The sequence below is a fragment of the Nonomuraea terrae genome (assembly GCF_004348995.1).
In the GTDB taxonomy this organism is placed as follows: domain Bacteria; phylum Actinomycetota; class Actinomycetes; order Streptosporangiales; family Streptosporangiaceae; genus Nonomuraea; species Nonomuraea terrae.
In genome coordinates, this window is the sequence record NZ_SMKQ01000116.1 from 1 (window position 1) to 21,523 (window position 21,523).

Below are 21,523 nucleotides of genomic sequence, written 5' to 3' on the forward strand. Positions count from 1 at the left end.
CCGCGGAGTGGAGAGAGAGCGGCTGGGCAGCGGGGTTCGAGGGGGTTGTCAGTAGAGGGCGAGATCGCCGGCGCCGAAGCAGACGAAGCCCACCTCCTCCGTTTTGGCCGCCGCGTACGCCAGCGCCGCGTCCGGCGGCTGACCAGCCGCCACGAGCTCGTGGAAGATGCCCATGAGCGCCCGTGCCGTTTCGTCACGTACCGGTACCATTCCGGCGATCACGCAGGACGACCCTTTGGCGAGGAACGTCCCCGGCAGGCCGAGTGGCGCGCCCTCCATGGGCGTACGCGACATTCCGGAGTTGCATGCCGACAACACCACGAGCCCGGCCGAACGCGGCGCCTCCAGCAGGTCGTACGCCATCAGCGAGCCGTCCTCCAGCGTGATGCCCGACACCAGCGGGCTGCGCGCGTGGAACACCCCGTGGGCCGCCAGGTGCAACACGTCGGCCGTCTCCAGGGCCTCCAGCACCGCCTTGGTGCGCGCGGGCACCCGCCGCCCGCCCCGGTGGCAGGCGAGCACGTGCTCCACCTCCGCTTCGGCGTGCGCCAGCGCGGGCCCGGCCGCCGCCACCACGACCGGCGTGCCGTCCGGGCGAGGCAGCTCCCGCGCCCGGACCCAGCCGGCGGCGCTGGCCGCCACGCTCACCGGGCGGTCCCGCAGGCACGGCAGCGCGCCCCAGGGCAGCGTGTGCAGCGCGCCCACCGGCACCACCACCAGCGGCCGGTCACCCAGCAGGTCCGCCAGCGGCCGCAGCAGCAGCCGTTCGACCTCCTCCGCGGCGGCCTCCACGCCGGCCTCGTGCCGGCGGCGCAGCGCGTACCGGAGCCGGACGATCGCCTCCTTGACCTCGCGCACGTCGGCCAGCCGCCGCAGCAGCGTCCGCTCCCCGCTGATCAGCACGGCCAGCAACGTGTCCTGGTCGGCGACGTACTCCACCAGGACGCCTTCTCCCAGCTCCGCCCGCACCCGCTCGGGGTCGGCGAGCGCGCACGCGTGGGCGGGCGCCGCCACGGCCCGCCACCGCTCGGCCCACGCGAACACCTCCGCGACGGCGCCGCTCTGCACCGCCAGCCCCAGCCCGAACGCCGCCAGCCGCTCCCCGGACCTGGCCGCGTGGGCGCGTACCGACGGGTCGTCGAACGTCTCCACCTGCCCGCTCACCTCCGCCAGCCCCTCGCGCAGCGCGTGGAAGGCCGCCGGGACGTCCTCCTGCAGCGACGCCTGCAACGCGAGCGCGTGCTGGCGCACCGGCGCCGGGATCGGAGGAGCGGACGTCGGCACGGCGGACAACGCGGTCAGCCGGGTGCCGGCCGGCACCCACCGCTCGCGCCGCTCGGCGTGCCGGGTGAGCCGGGTCAGCTGCGCCGAGGCCGTCGGGTGGTCGTCCACGGCGAGCGCCGCGACGGCGGCCTCCAGCCGCAGCGCCGCCGCGTCCGCCGGGTGGGTGCCGTCCTCCAGCGCGTCGGCGCACGCGACCAGCTCGGCCACCAGCTCCGGTGTGACCGGTCCGAGGGCCAGCCGGGAGCGCAGCACCACCTCCGTGGCCAGCGGCAGCCACGACGTGCGCTCTTGCGCGGCCAGCTCGGCCGCCGCCTGCTCGGCCACCTGTACGGCCCGGTGCGGGTCGCCGGTGAGCAGCTCGACCTGTGCCAGCTTCAGCCGGGCCTCGGCCAGCGCGACGTGCGCGCCCGCCGCCTCCAGATCGGGTACGGCCAGGTTCAGCATCGCCCTGGCCTCCCCCGGCAGGTGCACGGCGAGCAACGCGCCGGCGAAGTCGGCCCGCATCGTGGCCAGCCGCTCGGGGAAGCCGAACAGGGTCTCCTCGGCCTCCTGGTAGTGCTTGAACGCCCCCGCGATGTCGCCCCGGCGTACGGACAGGAAGGGCAGGTTGGCCGCGGACAGGCGAGCCAGGTGGCGCAGCCCGGCCTGCTCGGCGATCTCCAGGCAGGCGGACAGGTCGCGCATGGCGGCGTCCCAGTCGCCCCGGTAGGCGTGGATGAGGCCCCGGTTGAGCAGCCCGCCGGCCAGGAAACGGCGGTCGTCGAGGGTGCCGGGCGCGTTCGCCAGGGCGCGCAGCGCGCGGTCGCAGGCGGCGGTGGCCTCCTGGTGGCGTCCGAGATGGGCGAGGGCGACCGCGCGCTGGGTGTCGAGCTTGGCGCGGTCGAGCGGCGACAGATAGACCCAGGCCAGCGCCGCCACGCGCAGCGCCTGCAGGGGATGCCCCCGCTCGGTGCGTACGGTGACCAGCGACAGCCGCGCCTGCGCGACCCGCGCGGCCGGGGCTCCCGCGGTGGCGATGGCCCGGCGCAGGTGGTGTTCGGCGCCCTCCAGGTCGCCCAGCTCGCGGGCGGCCAGCGCCATCGCCCGCAACGCCACGACCTCGGCCTCCGTGTGGCCGGCCCGACCGGCGGCATCGAGGATGACGCGCCCCGCGCGCATCGCGTCCTCGGGGTCGACCAGGGAACGTAGCATGGCGGTCTCGGCCGCGGCGACGAGCCGGTCGAGGTCGCCCGGTTCGTCCGCTGGTGTGCTCATGGTCGCGGCGGATTCAGGGGCGGATGCGCACCCACGTGGTCTGGACGGGCGCCTGGCCCGGCCGGTGGCACACCACGCTGATCCAGCCCGGAGGCAGGCCGGTGGCCGCGAAATGGCCGGTGTGGGCGATGCGCCGGGTGAGAGTGAGGTGTGGCGTCCTGACGTCGACCAGTGCGCCCTCGCCCGGATAGGGGGAGATGAGCCCGGCGACGTCGATGAGCCCGTCGCCCTCGCTCACCTCCAGGTCGAAGGTCAGCCCGGCGGCGACGAAGCGCACCAGGTGGGAGCCGTCGTCGTCGCGGTCGCCCCGGACGGCCGAGCACTCCGCCGGCCCGGCGGTCACCGAATGGGGGACCCTGAGCCCGAAGGCGTCACGTGCGGCGGCGGACACATGACCGGGGATCGGGTCGTTTCCGGTGGCCAGCCGCAGGGCGGCCAGGAAATACTCGTCGTTGATCATTGCGCCGTCTCCTGTGTCGAGATCAGAGTGCGCAGTTTGTCGAGACAGCGGGCCTTCGTCGGGCCGACGCTGCCGACGGGAAGCCCGAGCCGGAAAGCCACCTGCTGGTTGCCGAGGTCGTTGGCGACGAGCTGGAGCAGGCTGCGGCAGGGCTCTTGCAGGGCGGAGACCGTCTTCCAGAGCAGGCGCCGGTCGTCGGCCTCCAGGACGGCCGCGGCCGGGTCGGCCTCTTCGACCACCTCGACGGAGGAGATCAGCGCGCGCTCCTTGCGCAGGAGCTGCAGGGCCTCCCGGCGTACGGTCGTCATGAGCCAGGCGCCCACCCCCGCCGGCTCTCTGATCGTGTGCAGGTGCTGGAGCAGTCGTAGCCAGGCCCCCTGGACGGCGTCCGCCGCGTCGGCGGGCCCGAGGCCGCAGGCACGGGCCACGGCCCACATGCGCGGCCCGAAGCGCGACTCCAGCTCCTCCCACGCCGACCGGTCGCCCCCCGCCGCGGCCGGGAGCAGCTCCGCTGGTTCGCGTGCGTCGCGCATGCGGCCTCCTTCCGTCCGGCACCAAGAGGCGGTCACGCCTCCTCGTGGTTGTCTGGGGACTGAGCGTAAACTCTACAGATTCCCCCGGACGAGAACTCCCAGATCGGGAATTTGCTCGGCCTCCTCCGACTCGAGCAGCCGGGCGGCGACGTCGCGGACCGGTTCGTCCGCGGCTCCGTCGGCGATCACGCCCGCCACCAGCGCGGTGGCGAACGACGTGCCGCTCCACGTGGCGTAGCCGCTGAACCCCGTCGTGTCGAGATAGCTGCTCGTCAGCCAGTCGCCCGGAGCGCACGCGTCGACCCAGGTGCCGTGACCGGAGTAGGGCGCCCGCCGCCGCAGGGTCGCGTCCACGGCCGCCACGCCGACCACGTACGGCAGCGCGGCGGGCCAGAACGGCCGGTCGGAGGCGGTGTTGCCGGCGCAGGCCACGGTCACCGTGTCGTCGAGCGCGCGGATGGCGTCGGTCAGCAGGGGCGGCGGCCGGTCGTCGAAGGTGTGGCAGCCGAAGGAGAGGTTGAGCACGTGCGGCGGCCGCTCGCGCATGCGGTGCAGGGCGCGGACGACGGTCGCCTCATCGGTGAGGCCGTCGCCGTCGAGCACCCGCTCCACGCACAGCGCGGCGCCCGGGGCCCCGCGCGCCAGCAGGCCCGCGAGGAACGTGCCGTGGCCGGCCTGCGCGCCCTCGGCGGCGTCGGCCTGCTCGGGGGCGAGGCGGGCGTACCACTCGCTGCCGGACCACCACGGATGCTTGGCCACGCCGGTGTCGAGCAGGCCGATGACGACGCCGGAACGCGAGCGGCGGTGCTTGAAGGGAACGGGCTCGGCGGGGAAGGGACGGGAGGCCGGGCCGCCGAAGAACAGCGGCTGGCCGCGCAGCACGTGGTTGGGCGAGGCCCGCAGGCCACGGTCGCGCAGCTCGGCCGTGACCTCGCACGGGTCGGCGCCGGGCGCCAGGTGCACCACGCAGACGCCGTCGGCCTCCGACACCGCCTGGGTCCAGCGCGCCGCGGCGGACATCGCGCTGCGGTCGATCAGCACCTGACCCGGGCGGATGAGCGCCGCGCCGACAGATTCCAGTTCCATGAGCCGGTATCTTTCCTCGCTCGGCGGCCTGTCACCCGCCACATCAGCACCAACTTGGTATGGCCCCCCTCTGGTGCCGGATGGCGACCGACGGTAGTCTCTCCCTAGTCACTTGTGATCATCCTGGGGCGAGGCCGTTGGGGAAGGCGCACCTCGTACCGAAACGGGAGGTCCGGTGTCTGCTCGTGGCGTCCTTTACGTCCACTCGGCTCAGCCCGCGCTGTGCCCTCACATCGAATGGGCAGTCGCGGGTGTTCTTGGCGTGCCCGTAGACCTGACGTGGACGCCGCAACCCGCCGCGCCCAACGTGGTCCGCGCGCAGGCGGAATGGGAGGGCCGGCCCGGCATCGCGGCGGCCATCGCGTCGTCCCTCATGGGGTGGCAGCGCCTCAGGTTCGAGATCACCGAGGACGCCTCACCTGGTGTGGACGGCTCCCGCCATGCCTATACGCCGACTCTTGGCGCCTTCACGGCGGCCATCGGCGCCTCCGGCGACATCATGATCCCCGAGGACCGGCTCCGCGCCGCGATGATGATGGCCGCGCAGGGGCGGTGCGTGCTGGAGGAGGAGCTGGACAAGCTGCTCGGCAGGCCGTGGGACGAGGAGCTGGAGCCGTTCAGGTACGCCGGCGACGGCGCCCCCGTCCGCTGGCTGCACGCCGCCGTCTGACAGGGAGGGCCGGCCCCGGGCCGTCGCCGCGGCGTGCCCGTCACCCGGCTCCGTCCAGGTGCGCCATGACAGCGGAACGGCGAGGGCCCCGCACGACGTCGTGCGGGGCCCTCGCCGTTGCCGGAAGGGTTACAGCGGGATGTTGCCGTGGGCGCCGCGGGCTGGGGTGGCCTGGGCGAGGACCTTGGCGATGGCGCCGCGGGTCTCCTCGGGCTTGATCACCTCGTCGATGACGCCGACCTCCTGGGCCCTGGACAGGCCGCCGACGAGCTTCTCGTGCTCCTCGGCCAGGCGCTGCTCCAGCTCGGCCCGCTCCTCCTCGGGGGCGGCGGCGATGTCGCGCCGCTTGAGGATGCGCACCGCGGCCACCGAGCCCATGACCGCGACCTCGGCCGTCGGCCAGGCGAAGACCTTGGTGGCGCCCAGCGCGCGGGAGTTCATCGCGATGTACGCCCCGCCGTACGCCTTGCGGGTCATCAGTGTGACGCGCGGCACGGAGGCCTCGGCGAAGGCGTGGAGCAGCTTGGCGCCGCGCCGCACGACCCCGTCGTGCTCCTGGCCGACGCCCGGCAGGTAACCGGGCACGTCCACGATGACAACCAACGGCACACCGAAGGCGTCACACATACGTACGAACCTGGCGGCCTTCTCGGCGGACGTGGCGTCGAGGCAGCCGCCGAGCCGCATCGGGTTGTTGGCGATCACACCGACCGTCCGGCCGCCGAGGCGGCCCAGCGACGTGACGATGTTGGGCGCCCACTTGGGGTGCAGCTCGATGCCCGGCTCGTCGAGCAGGCCGTTGACCAGCGGCTTGACGTCGTAGGCACGGCGCGCGGAGTCGGGCAGCAGCGCGGAGAAGTCGACCTCGTCGATCTCGCCGTTGCGCACCCGGCCCTGGTGGCCGAGCAGCGTGGTGAGCTGGCGCGCCTTGACGAACGCGTCGGTCTCGGTCTTGGTCACGACGTGGACGACGCCGCTGCGCTTGCTGTGCGGCTCGGGGCCGCCCAGGGCGGCGCTGTCGACGTTCTCGCCGGTGACGCTGCGCACGACGTCGGGGCCGGTGACGAAGATGCGGCCGGAGTCGGCCAGGATGACTAGGTCGGTGAGGGCGGGCCCGTAGGCGGCGCCGCCGGCGGCCGGTCCGACCACCACGGAGATCTGCGGCACGACGCCGGAGGCCTTCGTCATGGCGGCGAACACCCGGCCCACGCCGTGCAGCGACTCCACGCCCTCGGGGATCCGCGCGCCGCCGGAGTGCCAGATGCCGATGACCGGCACCCGCTCGCGTACGGCCACGTCGTAGGCGTGCACGACGTGCTCGCAACCCTCGCTGCCCATGGCGCCGCCCTGGGAGCGGGCGTCGCTGCAGAAGGCGACGACGGGGACGCCTTCGACGCGGCCCATGGCAGCCAGCACGCCGCTCTTGTCCTCGGGAGTGATCAGTCGTACCGAGCCCTCGTCGAGCAGCGCGGCCAGGCGGACGGCCGGGTCGCGGGGATCGGCGGGCTCCTGATCGGAGCCGTCGGTCACCACCCGGTTGTCGAGCACGGTCATTTAAGCCCCCTTAAAGACGACGGAAACGTTGTGGCCTCCGAAGCCGAACGAGTTGTTGATCGCGGCGATGTCGCCGTCCGGCAGTGTGCGGTTCTTGCCGTGGACGAGGTCGACATCGATGCCGTCGTCGAGGTCGTCGAGGTTGATGGTGGCGGGGACGATCCGCTCCTGCAGGGCCTTGATGGTGAAGACGGACTCGATGCCGCCCGCACCGCCGAGCAGGTGACCCGTCATCGACTTGGTCGAGGTCACCAGCGGGTGGGTGCCGACGGCCTTGGCCACCGCCTGCACCTCACCGACGTCGCCCGCGGGCGTCGAGGTGGCGTGCGCGTTGACGTGCTTGATGTCGAGGCCGGTGATGCCGGCGTCGGTGAGCGACTGGGTCATCGCCATGATGATGCCGCGGCCCTCGGGCTCCGGCTGGGTGATGTGGTGGGCGTCGGCGGAGTAGCCCACGCCCGCGCAGTACGCGTAGATGCGCGCGCCGCGGGCCTTGGCGTACTCCTCGGACTCCAGCACCACGATGCCGGCGCCCTCGCCGAGGACGAAGCCGTCGCGGGCGCGATCCCACGGCCGGGACGCGGCCGCCGGGTCGTCGTTGCGGGTGGACATGGCCCGCGCGGCGGCGAAGGCCGCCATGTTGAGGCCGTGGATCGCGGCCTCGGTGCCGCCGGCGACCACCACGTCGGCGCGGCCGACCCTGATCATGTCCATCGCGTGGCCGATGGCCTCCGCTCCGGAGGCGCAGGCCGACACCGTGGCGTGCACGCCGGCCTGTGCCTTCAGGTCGAGCCCGATCCAGGCGGCCGGGCCGTTGGGCATGAGCATCGGCACGGTGAACGGCGAAAGCCGGTTCCAGCCCTTCTCACGCCACGTGTCGTACGCGCTCAGCGTCGTCGAGATGCCGCCGATACCGCTGGAGACCACGACGCCGAGCCGCTCGGGCGCCACCTCGGGGGCGCCGGCGTCCTGCCAGGCCTCCCTGGCGGCGACCAGCGCGAACTGCTCGCTGCGGTCGAGGCGGCGGGCCTCGGGCCGCGGCAGCACCTCGGCCGGATCGACCGCCGCCGTGCCCGCGAACTTCACGGGGACGGCGTCGATCCAGTCCGTGGTGAGCGTCTCGACACCCGACTGACCGGCGAGGAGCGCCGTCCAGGACGAGGTGACGTCTCCACCGACGGGCGTCGTCGCGCCTAGCCCGGTAACGACGACACGTACCCGGTTCGCACTCACGTTTCGCGCTCCTTACTGATCAGATGGGTGTGCTTCGGTCAGCCCTGGATGAAGGTGAGGACGTCCTTGACCGTCTTCAGGTTCTTGAGCTGGTCGTCGGGGATCTCGACGCCGAACTCGTCCTGGGCGGCCACGGCGATCTCGACCATCGACAGGGAGTCGATGTCGAGGTCGTCCACGAAGCTCTTCTCGGGGGTCACCTCGGACGCCGGAATGCCGGTGATCTCGTTGATGATCTTGCCGAGGCCCGCGAGGATTTCCTGCTCGGTGGCAGCCATGTCGCTAGTTCTCCTTTGGTTTCCTGGTGTCTGTGCGGGCATGGCCGCACAAGCTCATGAAATGGACCGCGAACCCCGTCAGGGGATCTCGATCACTTGCCCCGCGTACGTCAGGCCCGCGCCGAAGCCGAGCACGAGAGCGAGACCGCCCGAGCGGACCTCGCCGCGCTCCAGCATGCGCGAGAGCGCGAGCGGGATCGAGGCGGCCGAGGTGTTGCCCGCGTGGACGATGTCACGCGCGACCACGGCCTTTTCTGCGCCCAGCTTGCGGGCGATGGCCTCGACGATGCGCAGGTTTGCCTGGTGGGGTACGAACGCCGACAGCTCGGACGGGTCGACGCCCGCACGGGCGCACGCCTCCAGCGCCACGGGGTGCAGGGCGGTGGTGGCCCACCGGAAGACCGTCTGACCCTCCTGGTGCAGGAAGTCGGCGCGGCCCTTGATCTCGATGGCGTCGAACTTGTCGCCGGAACTGCCCCACACCACGGGGCCGATGCCGGGCGTCTCGGCCGGGCCGACGACCGCGGCGCCGGCGCCGTCGGCGAAGATCACGGCCGTGGACCTGTCGGTCCAGTCGACCCACTGCGACAGCTTCTCGGAGCCGATGACGAGCACGTTCCTGGCCGCCCCGCCGCGCACGGCGGCGCTGGCGGTGGCGAGCGCGTAGCAGAACCCGGCGCAGGCGGCGTTGACGTCGAACGCGCCCGGCGACTTGATGCCGAGGCGGTTGGCCACGACCGCGGAGGCGTTGGGGATCTGCGTCTCCAGCGTGCAGGTGGCCACGATGACGAGGTCGATGTCCTCGGGGGACAGGCCGCCGGCGGCCAGCGCCTTGCCGCCGGCGATGGTCGCCATGTCCTCGACGGACTCTTCCTTGGCGACCCTGCGCTCCTTGATGCCGACCCGCGACTGGATCCACTCGTCGTTGGTCTCCATGGTCTTGGCCAGGTCGTCGTTGGTCACCACGTGGGCCGGCTGGTAGTGGCCCAGGGCCAGAACCTTTGCGCCCGGGGCGATGTCGGGGATCCTCACTTGATCAGCTCCCTGGCCGCGTCGAGGTCGTCTGGGGTCTTGAGCGCCGCCGTCCGCACGCCGCGCAGCCCGCGTTTGGCGAGGCCGGTCAGCGTGCCGCCGGGCAGCAGCTCGATCATCGCGGTGACGCCGAGACCCGCCATGGTCTCCATGCAGGAGCCCCACCGGACGGGGTTGCTCACCTGCTTGACGAGCCGGTCGAGGAACTCGGCGCCGCTCGCGACCGCCTGCCCGTCGGCGTTGGAGAGCAGCGTGACCCGCGGGTCGGCGGGGGTGACCTGCTGCGCGGCCTCGCGCAGGCTCTCCACGGCCGGGGCCATGTGACGGGTGTGGAACGCGCCCGCCACGGACAGCGGGATGAGCCGGGCGCGGGCCGGCGCGTCGTCCTTGAACGCGGCCAGCTGCTCCAGCGTGCCGCCGGCCACGACCTGGCCGGCGCCGTTGATGTTGGCGGCCGTCAGCCCGTGACGGTCGATGGCGGCGAGCACGTCGTCCTCGGCGCCGCCGAGCACGGCCGTCATGCCGGTCTCGGTGACGGCGGCGGCCTTGGCCATGGCCTGGGCACGGTCGCGGACGAGGGAGAGCGCCTGCTCCGGGGTGAGCACCCCGGCCAGGGCCGCGGCGGCGAACTCGCCGACGCTGTGGCCCGCGAGCACGTCGGGCGTCACGCCGAGCGCCTCGGCGGAGGCCAGCGCGGCGGCCACGAGCAGCGGCTGGGCGACGGCGGTGTCGCGGATCTCGTCGGCGCCGGCGGTCGTGCCGTAGGCCACCAGATCGAGCCCGACCACCTCGGACCAGGCGCCGAGCCGGTCGGCGAGTCCGGGCAGCTCGAGCCACGGAGTCAGGAAGCCTGGTGTTTGGGCGCCTTGGCCCGGAGCGACGAGTACAAGCACAAAACCCACCATGCCCTGTAGAACTCCGACACGAGGATGGAGATCCGTACGAACTTTGTCCGGGGTCTTTTGTAGGAAGGCCACAGTGGGGATTTCAGCGGCATTACGTTAGAGCGCGCCAGGTTTCGGCACTCTCCGAGAGCCTGCCGAGGATGAGCCCCACCTGAAGAGTGAAGGCCGACCTGCCCTCGGTCGGCTGGTAGCCGGTCAGCTCGGTGATCTTCTTCAGGCGATAGCGGACGGTGTTGGGATGGACGAACAGCAGCCGCGCCGTCGCCTCCAGCGAGGTGCCCTGCTCCAGGTACGTCGCCAGCGTGTCGAGCAGCGGCGTGCCGGCGAGCGGCAGGTAGACGTTCTCGATGAGCTGCCGGCGGGCGTCGGCGTCGCCGTCGAGCGCGCGCTCGGCCAGCAGGTCCTCGGCGTGCACCGGCCGCGGCGCGTCCGGCCAGCCGCAGGACGCCTTCAGCCCGGCCAGCGCCGCCCTGGCGGAGCGGGCGGCGGCGTGCAGGTCGGGCACCTCGGGGCCGATGACGACGGGCCCGACGCCGAAGCGGGAGACCACCTGCCTGGCCGCGTCGTCGACGCTGCCGGCGCCGCCCACGATGACGATGAGCCGGTCGGCCTGCACCCCGGCCAGCAGGTCCATGCCGATGCGGCGGCCCTTCTCGCGCAGGCCGTCGATGACCGCCCGCGGGTCGTCGTCGGGGGCATGGCCGGCGATGACCACGACGGGGGAGGACGTCCAGCCGAGCGCGGCGGCCCAGGAGTGCAGCCCGTCGTCCACTTCGCCGCGGACGAGGGCGTCCACGATCAGCGCCTCCAGCCTGGCGTCCCACGAACCCCTGGCCTCGGCCTCGCGGGCGTAGACCTGGGCGGCGGCGAAGGCGACGTCGCGGGTGTAGCGCAGCATGGCCTGCTGGAGCTGGTCCTCCCCGCCGGGGGCGGCCAGCTCGTCGGTCTGGGCCTCGACGACCTCCACCACGACCCTGACGATGTCGACGGTCTGCTGGAGCGAGATCGACCGCTTCAGCTCGCGCGGAGCCGTGCCGAAGAACTCGATGCTGGGCGTGGGACGGTCATTGCCCGCGTGCTGGAACCACTCGACGAACGCGGCGATCCCCGCCTGCGCCACCAGCCCCACCCAGGAACGGTCCTCGGCGCTCAGCGCGCGGAACCACGGCAGCTGCTCGTCCATGCGCGCCATCGCCGCGGTGCCGAGCGCGCCCATGGCGCGCTCGAGCCTGCGTGTGGTGTCCTCCCTGGTCCGGTCTGTCACGCCTCTAGAGTGCCAGGTCCCGCAGGATGTCCGGAACGGGCGTTCGCGCCTGTCTGGATCACCCGCCTAGATGACGGCGACCGCGGTGATCAGGCCGAGTGCCACGTGCGTCACCGCCAGCACCCGTGCGCCGGGCTGCAGCTCGGGTTCCTTGACGAGCTCGCGTACGGAGATGCCGACGACCTTGTCGAACAGCAGCATCGCGACCGTCTGCACCACGATGCCGACCAGGCCGAACACGGCCGTGCCCGCCAGGCCCTCCGCCAGCCGGCCGCCGGAGGCCCAGATGGAGGCGGCCACGATGAGCCCGACGGCGGCCAGGGCGGAGGAGGCGAGCAGGGTGGCGTTCGGGTTGCGCTCGCGGCGGATGATCTCGCTGAGCTTGCCGGGCGTGGCCCAGTCGATCACGTAGAAACCGACGATCATCAGGATCACGCCGACGGCGGCGTATGCGGCGATGGCGCCCGCGCCGCGGGCGAGGGTTTCGAGAAGGGTCACGTCAGTTCCTATCACGTGGTGCGGTGGGAAAGGGGGGTCAGGCAGCGATGCGGTGCGGGACGAACGAGGAGGTGTCGTCGGTGATCAGGCCGGTGGTCTCCCTGATGCCGAGGCCGGCCGCCTCGTCGGCGACCACCCAGGCGCCGATCACCGGCCGCTGCCCCTCGAAGACGGGCAGGGCCTCGAAGCCCTGGAAGACGTAGCCCTCGCGGCCGTAGACCCCCGTCGTCTCCTGGGTGCCCTCGGGGGTGACGATGCGCATGGAGGCGCCCTCCCGGCCGAGCAGCGGCTTGGCGATGTACGAGGTCAGCTCGCGCGGGCCGTCGAGGTAGGCGGGCAGCAGGTTGGGGTGGCCGGGGTTGAGCTCCCACAGCACGGCCAGCAGCGCCTTGTTCGACAGCAGCGCCTTCCACAGCGGCTCGATCCAGGTGGCGTGGCGTACGGCGTGGCGTCCGAAGTCGTCGGACAACATCCACTCCCACGGATAGAGCTTGAACGCCGAACGGATCATCCGGTTCTCGACGTCGACGAAGCGGCGGTTGAGCGCGTCCCAGCCGATGTCCTCCATGGCGACGGCGACCGTCTGCAGGCCCGCCTGGTCGGCGGTCTCCTGCAGGTAGGCAACCGTCATGGCCTCCTCGCCGGTCTCGTCGGCGTTGGTGAAGGCGAAGTGGGTGGGGCCGGGCGGCAGCCGCAGCCCGCGCCAGCGGTCGATGAGCCGCTCGTGCACGGAGTTCCACTGGTCGTCGCCGGGGAAGACGTCCTGGAGCCAGAACCACTGCACGACCGACGTCTCGACCAGCGACGTCGGCGTGTCGGCGTTGTACTCCAGCAGCTTGGCCGGGCCGGTGCCGTCGTAGCGCAGGTCGAAGCGGCCGTACAGGTGGCCGTCGCGCCGCTCCCACGAGCGCGCGACCTCCTCCCACGCCCACTCGGGGATGGCGAAGTCGGCGAAGCGGCCGGTGGAGACCACGTGGTCGGCGGCCCGCAGGCACATGGCGTGCAGCTCCTCGACCTGCTCCTCCAGCGCCTCGACCTCCTCCAGCGAGAAGACGTAGTGGACGGACTCGTCCCAGTAGGGCCTGCTCAGGCCCGCCGGGTGGGCGGCCCGGTGGTAGGCCAGGCCGTGGCTCTCGATCTTCTTCTCCCAGTCGTCCCTGGGAGGGTGGTGCTCGCGCCGCACGTCAGCTCCCGCCGCTCCAGCTGCGGCCGAAGCCGCCGCGCTGGATCTCCTTGCCGCCCCGGCTGCTGATGTTCACGTCGGAGGGGCGCAGGGTGGTGCCGCCCTGGACGGTGTTGCCGACCCGGCGTCCGCCGTAGTACCACATGTACGCCCCCCGGGATCCGTAGTAGGAGTGCCCGTAGTTGGTGCTGCTGCCGTCGTCGTCGTCGCAGTAGTCGTCGTCCACGACCTGGTACGAGCCCGCGGGCAGGGACGAGGCGGTGGGGCTCGGCGACGGGGAGGCGGAGGCGTCGTCCGACTCGGAGTCGTTGCCCAGCGTGGACCCGTAGTAGTCGCTCATGGCCTGCTCGGCGGCCTGGGAGTCGTCGTCCACGTACATGACGCAGTCGGCGACGACCTCCTCGTCGTCCGATACGGCCGCGCAGTATCCGACCACCATCACGGACAGCACCCCGAGGACGGCCAGTGGGACGACCTTCGAGGACTTGCGCGGCGGATCCGTGGGCGGCTGCGGCGGTTTTGCCATCAAACTCCTGCTTTCCTGGGCCGCTCAGCCTAGTGGCGGCCGGTCTCCCCGTTCAACGTGTTGATTCGCGGTCATGAAGGCCTTGTCATGCATGCCGGGGTATGACGGAACACATGGAACCGGTTGAGGCGCTGCGCGAGATCGCCTTCCTGCTCGAACGCGCCGGCGAGCCGACGTATCGCGTGCGGGCCTTCCGCCGTGCCGCGTCCGTCGTCGCCGACCTCCCCCGCGACGAGCTCGTACGGCTCTCGGACACCGGCGGGCTCGCCGATCTCCCCGGCATCGGCAAGGTGACCACACTCGTCATCAACGAGAGTCTCGACGGCCAGGTTCCTACATATCTGCGGAGAATGCGGGCGATCGCCGAGATCGAGCTCGACACGGAGACGGCCGCGCTGCGCACGGCGCTGAAAGGCGACCTGCACAGCCACTCCGACTGGTCCGACGGCGGCTCCCCGATCGAGGAGATGGCCGAGGCCGCCATCGCGCTCGGGCACGACTACGTGGCGCTGACCGATCACTCGCCGCGCCTGACCGTGGCCAAGGGCCTGTCGGCCGAGCGGCTGGAGCGGCAGCTCGACGCCGTGGCCGAGCTGAACGGGCGGCTCGCGCCGTTCCGGGTGCTCACCGGGATCGAGGTGGACGTCAACCCCGACGGCTCGCTCGACCAGGACCCGGCCCTGCTGGAACGGCTCGACGTGGTGGTGGCCAGCGTGCACTCCAAGCTGCGGATGGACGGCGAGGAGATGACCCGCCGCATGGTCACCGCGGTGGCCGACCCGCTGGTGGACGTGCTCGGCCACTGCACCGGGCGCGTGGTGCGGGCGGGGCGGAAGCGGGGGGTGAAGCGGCCGGAGTCGGAGTTCGACGCGGAGCTGGTCTTCGAGGCCTGCCGGCGGTTCGGGGTGGCGGTCGAGATCAACTCCCGCCCCGACCGGCTCGACCCGCCGAAGCGGCTGATGCGGCTGGCGTACGAGATGGGGTGCGTGTTCGCGATCGACTCCGACGCGCACGCGCCCGGCCAGCTCGACTGGCAGCGGTTCGGCTGCGAGCGCGCCGCCCGGTGCGGCATCGAGGCCGGGCGGATCGTCAACACCTGGCCCCTCGACCGGCTCCTGGACTGGACGCGCGCCGCGTGAGAACTTTACGGAACGTGAAAATGGCGGCCTCTCCGCCCGAGGTCGCCGGAGCGTGAGACCCCTGTATCCACGGGGTTACGCGAGTGTCGAGGGCCCGGCCGGCGCGCCGCGATTGTCGGTCCCGCCGCGTAGCGTCACCGCTGTGAATCGTACGGACCGGCTCTACGCACTCGTCGAAGACCTGCGCGCCATCGCGCCCCGCCGCCGCTCGGCCCGCGAGCTGGCCAAGCGGTTCGAGGTCAGCGTGCGCACGATCGAGCGCGACATCACCGCGCTGCAGGAGTCGGGTGTGCCGATCTACGCCGAGCCGGGGCGCAAGGGCGGCTACGCCATCGACAAGAAGATGTCGCTGCCGCCGCTCAACTTCACCCCCGCCGAGGCCGTGGCCATCGCCGTGGCCCTCAGCCGGGCCGGCGACCAGCCGTTCGGCCGCCAGGCGCGCAGCGCGTTACGCAAGGTCGTGGCCGCCATGCCGGGCTCGGAGGGCGAGCTGGCGCGCGAGCTGGCCCGCCGCGTGCAGCTCATGCAGCCCGAGTCCGAGCCGGTCGGCGAGGTCCGGCCGCTCGGTGCCGAGGGCGTCTCGCGGGCGATCGAGGAGGCGCTGCTGCGCCGGCGGGTGCTGCGGCTCGACTACGCCGACGCCAAGGGCGCGCTGACCTCGCGCGACGTCGAGCCGGGGGTGTTCCTGGGCGGGCGCGGCGGGTTCTGGTATCTCGTCGCGTGGTGCCGGCTGCGCGACGACGTGCGGGTCTTCCGCCTCGACCGCATCGCCGCGGCCACCGTCACCCCCGAGCGCTGCCCCGACCGGCCGCTCGAAGGCTTCGCGACCGAGGTGCCGGAAATGGTGGTGCACGGCACAGTTCTCGATTAGACGCTCGATAATTCGTTCCGAAACACCGACATAGGGTTGTCGCTTACGTGAGAGATCGTCGTCTTGTTCGAAAGAAGCGAGGGAGACGACGATGGACAACACGGTGACGTGGTTCGAGGTCGCGTCCGACGACCCCGAGGGCGCCCAGCGGTTCTACGGCGGCCTGTTCGGCTGGACGTTCGAGCGTGACGAGGGCCCGATCGACTACCGGCTGATCGGCCGTCCGGACGCCGGGCATCCGATGGGCGGCCTCTACAACACCGAGGGTGCGTTCCCCAGCCATGCGATCTTCCACGTGCAGGTGGCCGACGTGGAGGAGACCTGCGCCAGGAGCGAGGCGCTGGGCGGCAAGGTGCTCACCAAGGTGATCGACGACGGTGCCGGCACCGACTTCGCCTACCTGCGCGACACCTCCGGCAGCGTCTTCGGCGTCTTCCACCGCAGGTGACCGCCCGGCCCGGGCACCGCCTTCCCCGCGACACCCCGGGCCCGAGTGGTTCACCCCTTCGCCCTGGACACGCCGCCGATCGCCGAGCGGCGGCGCGTCCAGGGCTTCATCAGAACGCGGTCGTCGACAGCCAGCGGTCCAGGAGGTCGCGGTCGCCGAAGACCTCGGCCGCGTCCGGGGAGCGGCGGCCGTAGAGCATGAGCAGCAGGTCGGCGACCGGGCCGCGCACGGCCACGTCGCCCTTGGCGTGGCCGTGTTCCCACGTGATCTTCCCGGCGGGGCCCTGCGTGATGGTCCACTCGCCGTCGACGTCGGTGGCGTGGAGGTGGATCGTGGCCCCCTCCGCGCCCAGCTCGGCCAGCGGCCGGGTGACCCAGGCGGCGTACGGCAGGTTGTGCAGGTATTCCTCGATGCCGTCGGCCGCCGTCGCCGCGTCGATCTCCGGCTCGATGCCGAGCGCGAGCTCGGCGTCGGCACGGTGCACGACCAGCTCGAAGAGCATCCGGCGCGGCCACCAGGACGCCCGCCGGTCCGGTCCCCACGTCCACACCTGCGTCGCCGGGTCGGTGGCGCGCAGGGTGTCGAGCAGCTCGGCGGCCCCGGCCCTGAGCCAGTCCGCGTCACCGCTCGCGCCCTCGGGCAGCCCGCTGGCCACCTGCTTCGACCAGATGCGCTCCTGCACCCGGTCGCGCAGCACGTGCACGGCCCAGCGGTGGGTCTGCCCGACATGTGTGACCAGCTCGGCGAGCGTCCATCCCGGGCACGTCGGCACCGGGACGGACAGATCACCGGCCAGTGCCGCCAGCCGCGCGGTCTCCCTGTCGATCTGCGATGTGTAGTCCGTCACAGCGCAAGACTAGGCGGCCGGGCAGGTGGCGCCCTTCTGGGGGACCGTGCCGTTGATCAGGTAGCCGTCCACGAGTCCCTGGACGCACTTGCTGCCCGACAGGTAGGCCCCGTGGCCCTCGCCCTCGTACGTGACCAGCGTGGCGGTCTTGAGCTGGGCCGTCAGCTTCGGCGCCCACTCGTACGGCGTGGCCGGGTCGCCCTTGCCGCCCACCACCACGATCGGCGCCGAGCCGGTGGCGTCGACGTGCCGCGCCTCGTCGCTGCCCTTGGCCGGCCACACCCGGCACAGCCCACCCGAGCCCTCGCTGCCGAACAGCGGCGAGATCTTCAGCGCGGCCGTCTCGGTGCGCCGCAGCGTGGCCTGGCTGGGCCGCTCGGCCGTGTCGACGCAGGTGATGGCGGGGAAGCTGGTCATCTGGGTGGAGTAGGCGCCGTCGGGGGAGCGGCCGGTGTAGGTGTCGGCGAGGTACATCAGCGCCTCGCCCCGGCCCTTGAGCGCCTCGCCGAGCGCCTGCTCCAGGAACGGCCAGGTCAGCTCGGAGTAGAGCGCGGCGGCCACGCCGGTCGAGGCCAGGCCCTGCGTCAGCGCGCGCCCGCCGACCTGCAGCGGCCGCTCGGTGAGCTGGGTCAACAGCTTCTCGACGTTGGCGTCGGCGGTGGCCTCGTCACGGCCGACTTCGCACGAGCCGCTCTTCACGCACGAGCGCAGGAAGCTCTCGTACGCCTGCTGGAAGCCGCGCGTCTGGGCCAGCGTGCGCTCCTCGAACGAGACCGTGGGGTCGAGCGGCGCGTCGAGGACCATGCGGCCGACGTTCTTGGGGAACAGGGTGGCGTAGACGCCGCCGAGCTGCGTGCCGTACGACATGCCGACGTAGTTGAGCTTGGGGTCGTCGACGGCGGTGCGGATGCGGTCCATGTCGCGGGCGGCGTTGACGGTGCCGATGTACGGGAGGATCTTGCCGGAGTGCCGCTGGCACAGGGCGGCGAACTCCTTGTTGGCCGCCTCGGCCGCCCGGTGCGTCTCGTCGTCGGGCGGCAGCGTGTTGAGCGAGGTGAACCTGTCCATCTCGGCGGTGCCGCCGCAGCGTACGCCGGAGCTGCGCTCGACGCCGCGCGGGTCGAAACTGACCAGGTCATAACGGGTGCGCAGCGATGTCAGAGCCTTGGCGGCCTGGTCGAGCGTGTCGACGCCCGAGGCCCCAGGCCCGCCGAAGTTGAACACCATCGAGCCCAGCCGCTTGCCCGGACCGGTGGCCGGCAGCTTGATCAGCGCAAGTTCCAGCTTCTCCCCGTCGGGCTTGGCATAGTCAAGGGGCACCGCGAGCTTGCCGCACCGTACGGAGGTGTCCTGGCGGGCCGGTGGCTCGCCGTCGGGCCGCTTGATGTCGGTGCACGGCCCCCAAGCGATCGTGCCAGGGCCGCCGGGAGGCTGGGCGGCGGACTGCGCGGCCGGCTGGGTGACGGGCTGGGCCGGCACGCTGGAGCAGCCGGCGGTCAGAAGCAGAGCGGCGGCTAGGACGCGACGCATAATGAAACTTCCCCTCACATCTCTCAGGGGGAGGTAGTGCCCACAATACGTGACGATGCACCAAACCTGGGTGAGGCGGCACGTACCCCTCCTGAACGTGCCGCCTCACCCTGCGCCGGCGGCGGAACACGACGGCGCTCCCACGAACAGCTCGCGGGAGCGCCGCCTGCTGACCGGGCTCAGACGCCCATGGACTGGGTGTCGTTGCTCTCGGCGCCGCCGGCCTCGGTGACGCCGTTCTTCAGGTGGTAGCGGGCGATCGCCTCGCGCAGCACCTCGCCGTCGAGCTCGCCCCGCTTGACCAGGCTGGTCAGCACGGCCAGCGTGATCGACGCGGCGTCGACGTGGAAGTGGCGGCGCAGCGCCGAGCGGGTGTCGGACAGGCCGAACCCGTCGGTGCCCAGCGAGGACCAGTCACCCGGCACCCACTGCGCGATCTGGTCCTGGACGGCCTTCATGTAGTCGCTGACGCCCACGAACGGCCCCTGCGCCTGTGACAGCGCCTGGGTGACGTAGGGGACGCGGCGCTCGGCGTCGGGGTTGAGCAGGTTGTGCTCCTCGCACGCCAGCGCCTCCCGCCGCAGCTCGGTCCACGACGTGGCCGACCAGACGTCGGCCGACACGCCCCAGTCCTCGGCCAGCAGACGCTGCGCCTCCATGGCCCACGGGCCCGCCACGCCCGAGGCCAGGATGTTGGCCTTGGGACCCTGCGTCCGCGGGGCGTCGGCGAACTTGTACAGGCCCTTGAGCAGGCCGTCCACGTCGATGCCGTCCGGCTGGGCCGGCTGCAGGTAGGGCTCGTTGTAGACGGTCAGGTAGTAGAAGACGTCCTCCGGCTGGTCGCCGTACATCCTCCGCAGGCCGTCCTTGACGATGTGGGCCACCTCGAACGCCCACGACGGGTCGTAGGCGACCACGGCCGGGTTGGTCGAGGCGATGAGCGGCGTGTGGCCGTCCTCGTGCTGCAGGCCCTCGCCGTTGAGCGTGGTGCGGCCCGCGGTGGCGCCCAGCAGGAAGCCGCGGCCCATCTGGTCGCCCATCTGCCACATCTGGTCGGCGGTGCGCTGGAACCCGAACATCGAGTAGAAGATGTAGATCGGGATCATGTGCTCGCCGTGCGTGGCGTAGGCGGTGCCGGCCGCGATGGCCGAGGCCATCGACCCCGACTCGCTGATGCCCTCGTGCAGGATCTGCCCCTGCACGGCCTCCTTGTACGACAGCAGCAGGTCCCTGTCGACGGCCTCGTACGTCTGGCCGTGCGGCGAGTAGATCTTGGCCGTCGGGAACATCGCGTCGAGACCGAACGTACGGGCCTCGTCGGGGATGATCGGCACGAACCTGTGGCCGATCTCCTTGTCGCGCATGAGGTCCTTCAGCAGCCGCACGAACGCCATCGTGGTGGCCACCTGCTGCTTGCCCGAGCCCTTGCGGAAGGTGCTGTAGACCTCGTCGCCGGGCAGCTTGACCGGCTTGGCGCGCATGACCCGCTTGGGCAGCACGCCGCCGAGCGCCGCGCGGCGCTCCTTCATGTACTGGATCTCGGGGTCGTTCTCGCCCGGGTGGAAGTAGGGCGGCAGGTCGCCTTCCAGGGCGGAGTCGGGGATCGGCAGGTAGAGCCGGTCGCGGAACTCCTTCAGCTCGGCCTTGGTGAGCTTCTTCATCTGGTGGGTGGCGTTGCGCGCCTCGAAGTCCTTGCCCAGCGTCCAGCCCTTGATGGTCTGGGCGAGGATGACCGTCGGCTGGCCGACGTGCTCGCGGGCCGCCTTGAACGCCGCGTACACCTTGCGGTAGTCGTGGCCGCCGCGCGACAGCTTGCGGATGTCGTCGTCGGTGAGGTGCTCGACCATCTTGCGCAGGCGCGGGTCGGAGCCGAAGAAGTGCTCGCGGATGTAGGAGCCCGACTCGACCGAGTAGGTCTGGAACTGGCCGTCGGGCGTGGTGTTCATCTGGTTGACCAGCACGCCGTCGACGTCGGCCGCCAGCAGCGGGTCCCAGTCGCGGCCCCAGACGACCTTGATGACGTTCCAGCCGGCGCCGCGGAAGTAGGACTCCAGCTCCTGGATGATCTTGCCGTTGCCGCGTACCGGGCCGTCGAGCCGCTGCAGGTTGCAGTTGATCACGAACGTGAGGTTGTCGAGCTCCTCGCGCGCGGCCAGGCCGATGGCGCCGAGCGACTCGGGCTCGTCCATCTCGCCGTCGCCGAGGAACGCCCACACGTGGCTGCGGCTGGTGTCCTTGAGCTCGCGGTTGAGCAGGTAGCGGTTGAACCGCGCCTGGTAGATCGCGCCGATCGGCCCCAGGCCCATGGAGACCGTGGGGAACTCCCAGAAGTCGGGCATGAGCCGCGGGTGCGGGTAGGACGGCAGGCCTCGGAAGCCGTGCGACAGCTCCTGGCGGAACGCGTCGAGCTGGGTCTCGTTGAGCCGGCCCTCGAGGAAGGCGCGGGCGTAGATGCCGGGTGCCGCGTGCCCCTGGAAGAAGACCTGGTCGCCCGACTCGCCGTGCTCCTTGCCGCGGAAGAAGTGGTTGAAGCCCACCTCGTAGAGCGAGGCCGCGGAGGCGTACGTGGCGATGTGGCCGCCGACGTTGGTGCGGGCGTTGGCCCGGGACACCATGATGGCCGCGTTCCAGCGGATGTAGGCGCGGATCCGGCGTTCGACGTGCTCATCGCCCGGGAACCAGGGCTCGCGTTCCGGCGGGATCGTGTTGATGTAGTCGGTGCTGCGCAGGCCCGGCACGCCGACCTGATGTTCGCGCGCCCGCTCGAGCATGCGCAGCATCAGGTAGCGCGCTCTGGTGCGGCCCTCGGTCTTCACGACGTTGTCGAGAGACTCGAGCCACTCGTTGGTCTCGCTGGGGTCGACATCAGGCAGCTGGCTGGGTAGGCCGTCGCTGATGATCGAGAAACGCTGGCGTCCGGAAGCCACT

At 71.9% G+C, this 21,523-nt stretch carries 20 protein-coding genes; 4 read left to right on the forward strand and 16 right to left on the reverse strand.

Going from position 1 to position 21,523, the window contains the following annotated elements:
• Window positions 1–48: 48 nt before the first annotated feature.
• The 4 genes from E1286_RS29270 to E1286_RS29285 all read right to left on the reverse strand — a co-directional run bounded on the left by E1286_RS29270 (window position 49) and on the right by E1286_RS29285 (window position 4,617).
• Window positions 49–2,538 carry a CHAT domain-containing protein gene (locus E1286_RS29270; protein ID WP_132617584.1) on the reverse strand — a complete coding sequence of 830 codons (2,490 nt, stop codon included), beginning with the start codon at window positions 2,536–2,538 and terminating at the stop codon, window positions 49–51.
• 13 nt (window positions 2,539–2,551) lie between these two features.
• Window positions 2,552–2,998, reverse strand: a complete 447-nt coding sequence (locus tag E1286_RS29275) for a hypothetical protein (protein WP_132617586.1) — start codon at window positions 2,996–2,998, stop codon at window positions 2,552–2,554.
• Window positions 2,995–3,531 carry an RNA polymerase sigma factor gene (locus E1286_RS29280; protein ID WP_132617588.1) on the reverse strand — a complete coding sequence of 179 codons (537 nt, stop codon included), beginning with the start codon at window positions 3,529–3,531 and terminating at the stop codon, window positions 2,995–2,997. The genes E1286_RS29275 and E1286_RS29280 overlap by 4 nt, the downstream gene beginning before the upstream one ends.
• A 72-nt stretch (window positions 3,532–3,603) precedes the next feature.
• Complete coding sequence (locus E1286_RS29285) at window positions 3,604–4,617, reverse strand: S8 family peptidase (RefSeq protein WP_132617590.1); 1,014 nt, start codon at window positions 4,615–4,617, stop codon at window positions 3,604–3,606.
• A gap of 175 nt (window positions 4,618–4,792) precedes the next feature.
• Here E1286_RS29285 and E1286_RS29290 point away from each other — a divergent pair, with 175 nt between their 5' ends.
• Window positions 4,793–5,287: a DUF3145 domain-containing protein gene (locus tag E1286_RS29290; RefSeq protein ID WP_132617592.1), complete on the forward strand. Its 495-nt coding sequence runs from the start codon at window positions 4,793–4,795 to the stop codon at window positions 5,285–5,287.
• A 129-nt stretch (window positions 5,288–5,416) separates the two neighbouring features.
• Here E1286_RS29290 and E1286_RS29295 read toward each other — a convergent pair whose 3' ends face one another.
• The 9 genes from E1286_RS29295 to E1286_RS29335 form a co-directional block, all read right to left on the reverse strand.
• A complete protein-coding gene (locus tag E1286_RS29295) occupies window positions 5,417–6,841 on the reverse strand; it encodes an acyl-CoA carboxylase subunit beta (RefSeq protein ID WP_132617594.1) in 1,425 nt (474 codons plus the stop codon).
• Complete coding sequence (fabF, locus tag E1286_RS29300; RefSeq protein WP_132617596.1) at window positions 6,842–8,074, reverse strand: beta-ketoacyl-ACP synthase II; 1,233 nt, start codon at window positions 8,072–8,074, stop codon at window positions 6,842–6,844.
• Between the two features lie 38 nt (window positions 8,075–8,112).
• A complete protein-coding gene (locus tag E1286_RS29305; protein WP_055506111.1) occupies window positions 8,113–8,352 on the reverse strand; it encodes an acyl carrier protein in 240 nt (79 codons plus the stop codon).
• A 78-nt stretch (window positions 8,353–8,430) separates the two neighbouring features.
• Complete coding sequence (locus tag E1286_RS29310; RefSeq protein ID WP_132617598.1) at window positions 8,431–9,384, reverse strand: beta-ketoacyl-ACP synthase III; 954 nt, start codon at window positions 9,382–9,384, stop codon at window positions 8,431–8,433.
• Window positions 9,381–10,277, reverse strand: coding sequence for an ACP S-malonyltransferase (locus E1286_RS29315; protein ID WP_132617600.1), 897 nt, complete (start codon window positions 10,275–10,277; stop codon window positions 9,381–9,383). Before E1286_RS29315 ends, E1286_RS29310 begins: the two co-directional genes overlap by 4 nt.
• Window positions 10,278–10,380: 103 nt before the next feature.
• Window positions 10,381–11,505, reverse strand: a complete 1,125-nt coding sequence (locus E1286_RS29320; protein WP_132617634.1) for a PucR family transcriptional regulator — start codon at window positions 11,503–11,505, stop codon at window positions 10,381–10,383.
• A 114-nt stretch (window positions 11,506–11,619) separates the two neighbouring features.
• Window positions 11,620–12,051, reverse strand: coding sequence for a DUF350 domain-containing protein (locus E1286_RS29325; protein ID WP_132617602.1), 432 nt, complete (start codon window positions 12,049–12,051; stop codon window positions 11,620–11,622).
• A 37-nt stretch (window positions 12,052–12,088) separates the two neighbouring features.
• Window positions 12,089–13,234 (reverse strand): glutathionylspermidine synthase family protein, encoded by a 1,146-nt coding sequence (locus E1286_RS29330; protein ID WP_132617604.1) that lies wholly within the window; start codon window positions 13,232–13,234, stop codon window positions 12,089–12,091.
• Between the two features lies 1 nt (window position 13,235).
• Complete coding sequence (locus tag E1286_RS29335; RefSeq protein ID WP_132617606.1) at window positions 13,236–13,760, reverse strand: hypothetical protein; 525 nt, start codon at window positions 13,758–13,760, stop codon at window positions 13,236–13,238.
• Between the two features lie 113 nt (window positions 13,761–13,873).
• Between E1286_RS29335 and E1286_RS29340 the strand changes: the two genes are divergently transcribed.
• From E1286_RS29340 to E1286_RS29350, 3 genes are all read left to right on the forward strand, one after another.
• On the forward strand, window positions 13,874–14,899 hold the full coding sequence (locus E1286_RS29340; RefSeq protein WP_132617608.1) for a PHP domain-containing protein: 1,026 nt from the start codon (window positions 13,874–13,876) through the stop codon (window positions 14,897–14,899).
• A 142-nt stretch (window positions 14,900–15,041) separates the two neighbouring features.
• Window positions 15,042–15,770, forward strand: coding sequence for a helix-turn-helix transcriptional regulator (locus E1286_RS29345; protein ID WP_132617610.1), 729 nt, complete (start codon window positions 15,042–15,044; stop codon window positions 15,768–15,770).
• Window positions 15,771–15,861: 91 nt separating this feature from the next.
• Window positions 15,862–16,218, forward strand: coding sequence for a VOC family protein (locus E1286_RS29350; protein ID WP_111176254.1), 357 nt, complete (start codon window positions 15,862–15,864; stop codon window positions 16,216–16,218).
• Between the two features lie 109 nt (window positions 16,219–16,327).
• On the opposite strand, the gene E1286_RS29355 is transcribed toward E1286_RS29350, so the two are convergent.
• From E1286_RS29355 to aceE, 3 genes are all read right to left on the reverse strand, one after another.
• Window positions 16,328–17,065: a maleylpyruvate isomerase family mycothiol-dependent enzyme gene (locus E1286_RS29355; protein WP_132617612.1), complete on the reverse strand. Its 738-nt coding sequence runs from the start codon at window positions 17,063–17,065 to the stop codon at window positions 16,328–16,330.
• A gap of 9 nt (window positions 17,066–17,074) precedes the next feature.
• Entirely contained in the window at window positions 17,075–18,595 is a 1,521-nt protein-coding gene (locus E1286_RS29360) for an alpha/beta hydrolase (protein WP_132617614.1), read from the reverse strand.
• Window positions 18,596–18,774: 179 nt separating this feature from the next.
• Window positions 18,775–21,522, reverse strand: coding sequence for a pyruvate dehydrogenase (acetyl-transferring), homodimeric type (aceE, locus tag E1286_RS29365; protein ID WP_132617616.1), 2,748 nt, complete (start codon window positions 21,520–21,522; stop codon window positions 18,775–18,777).
• Window position 21,523: the final 1 nt, after the last annotated feature.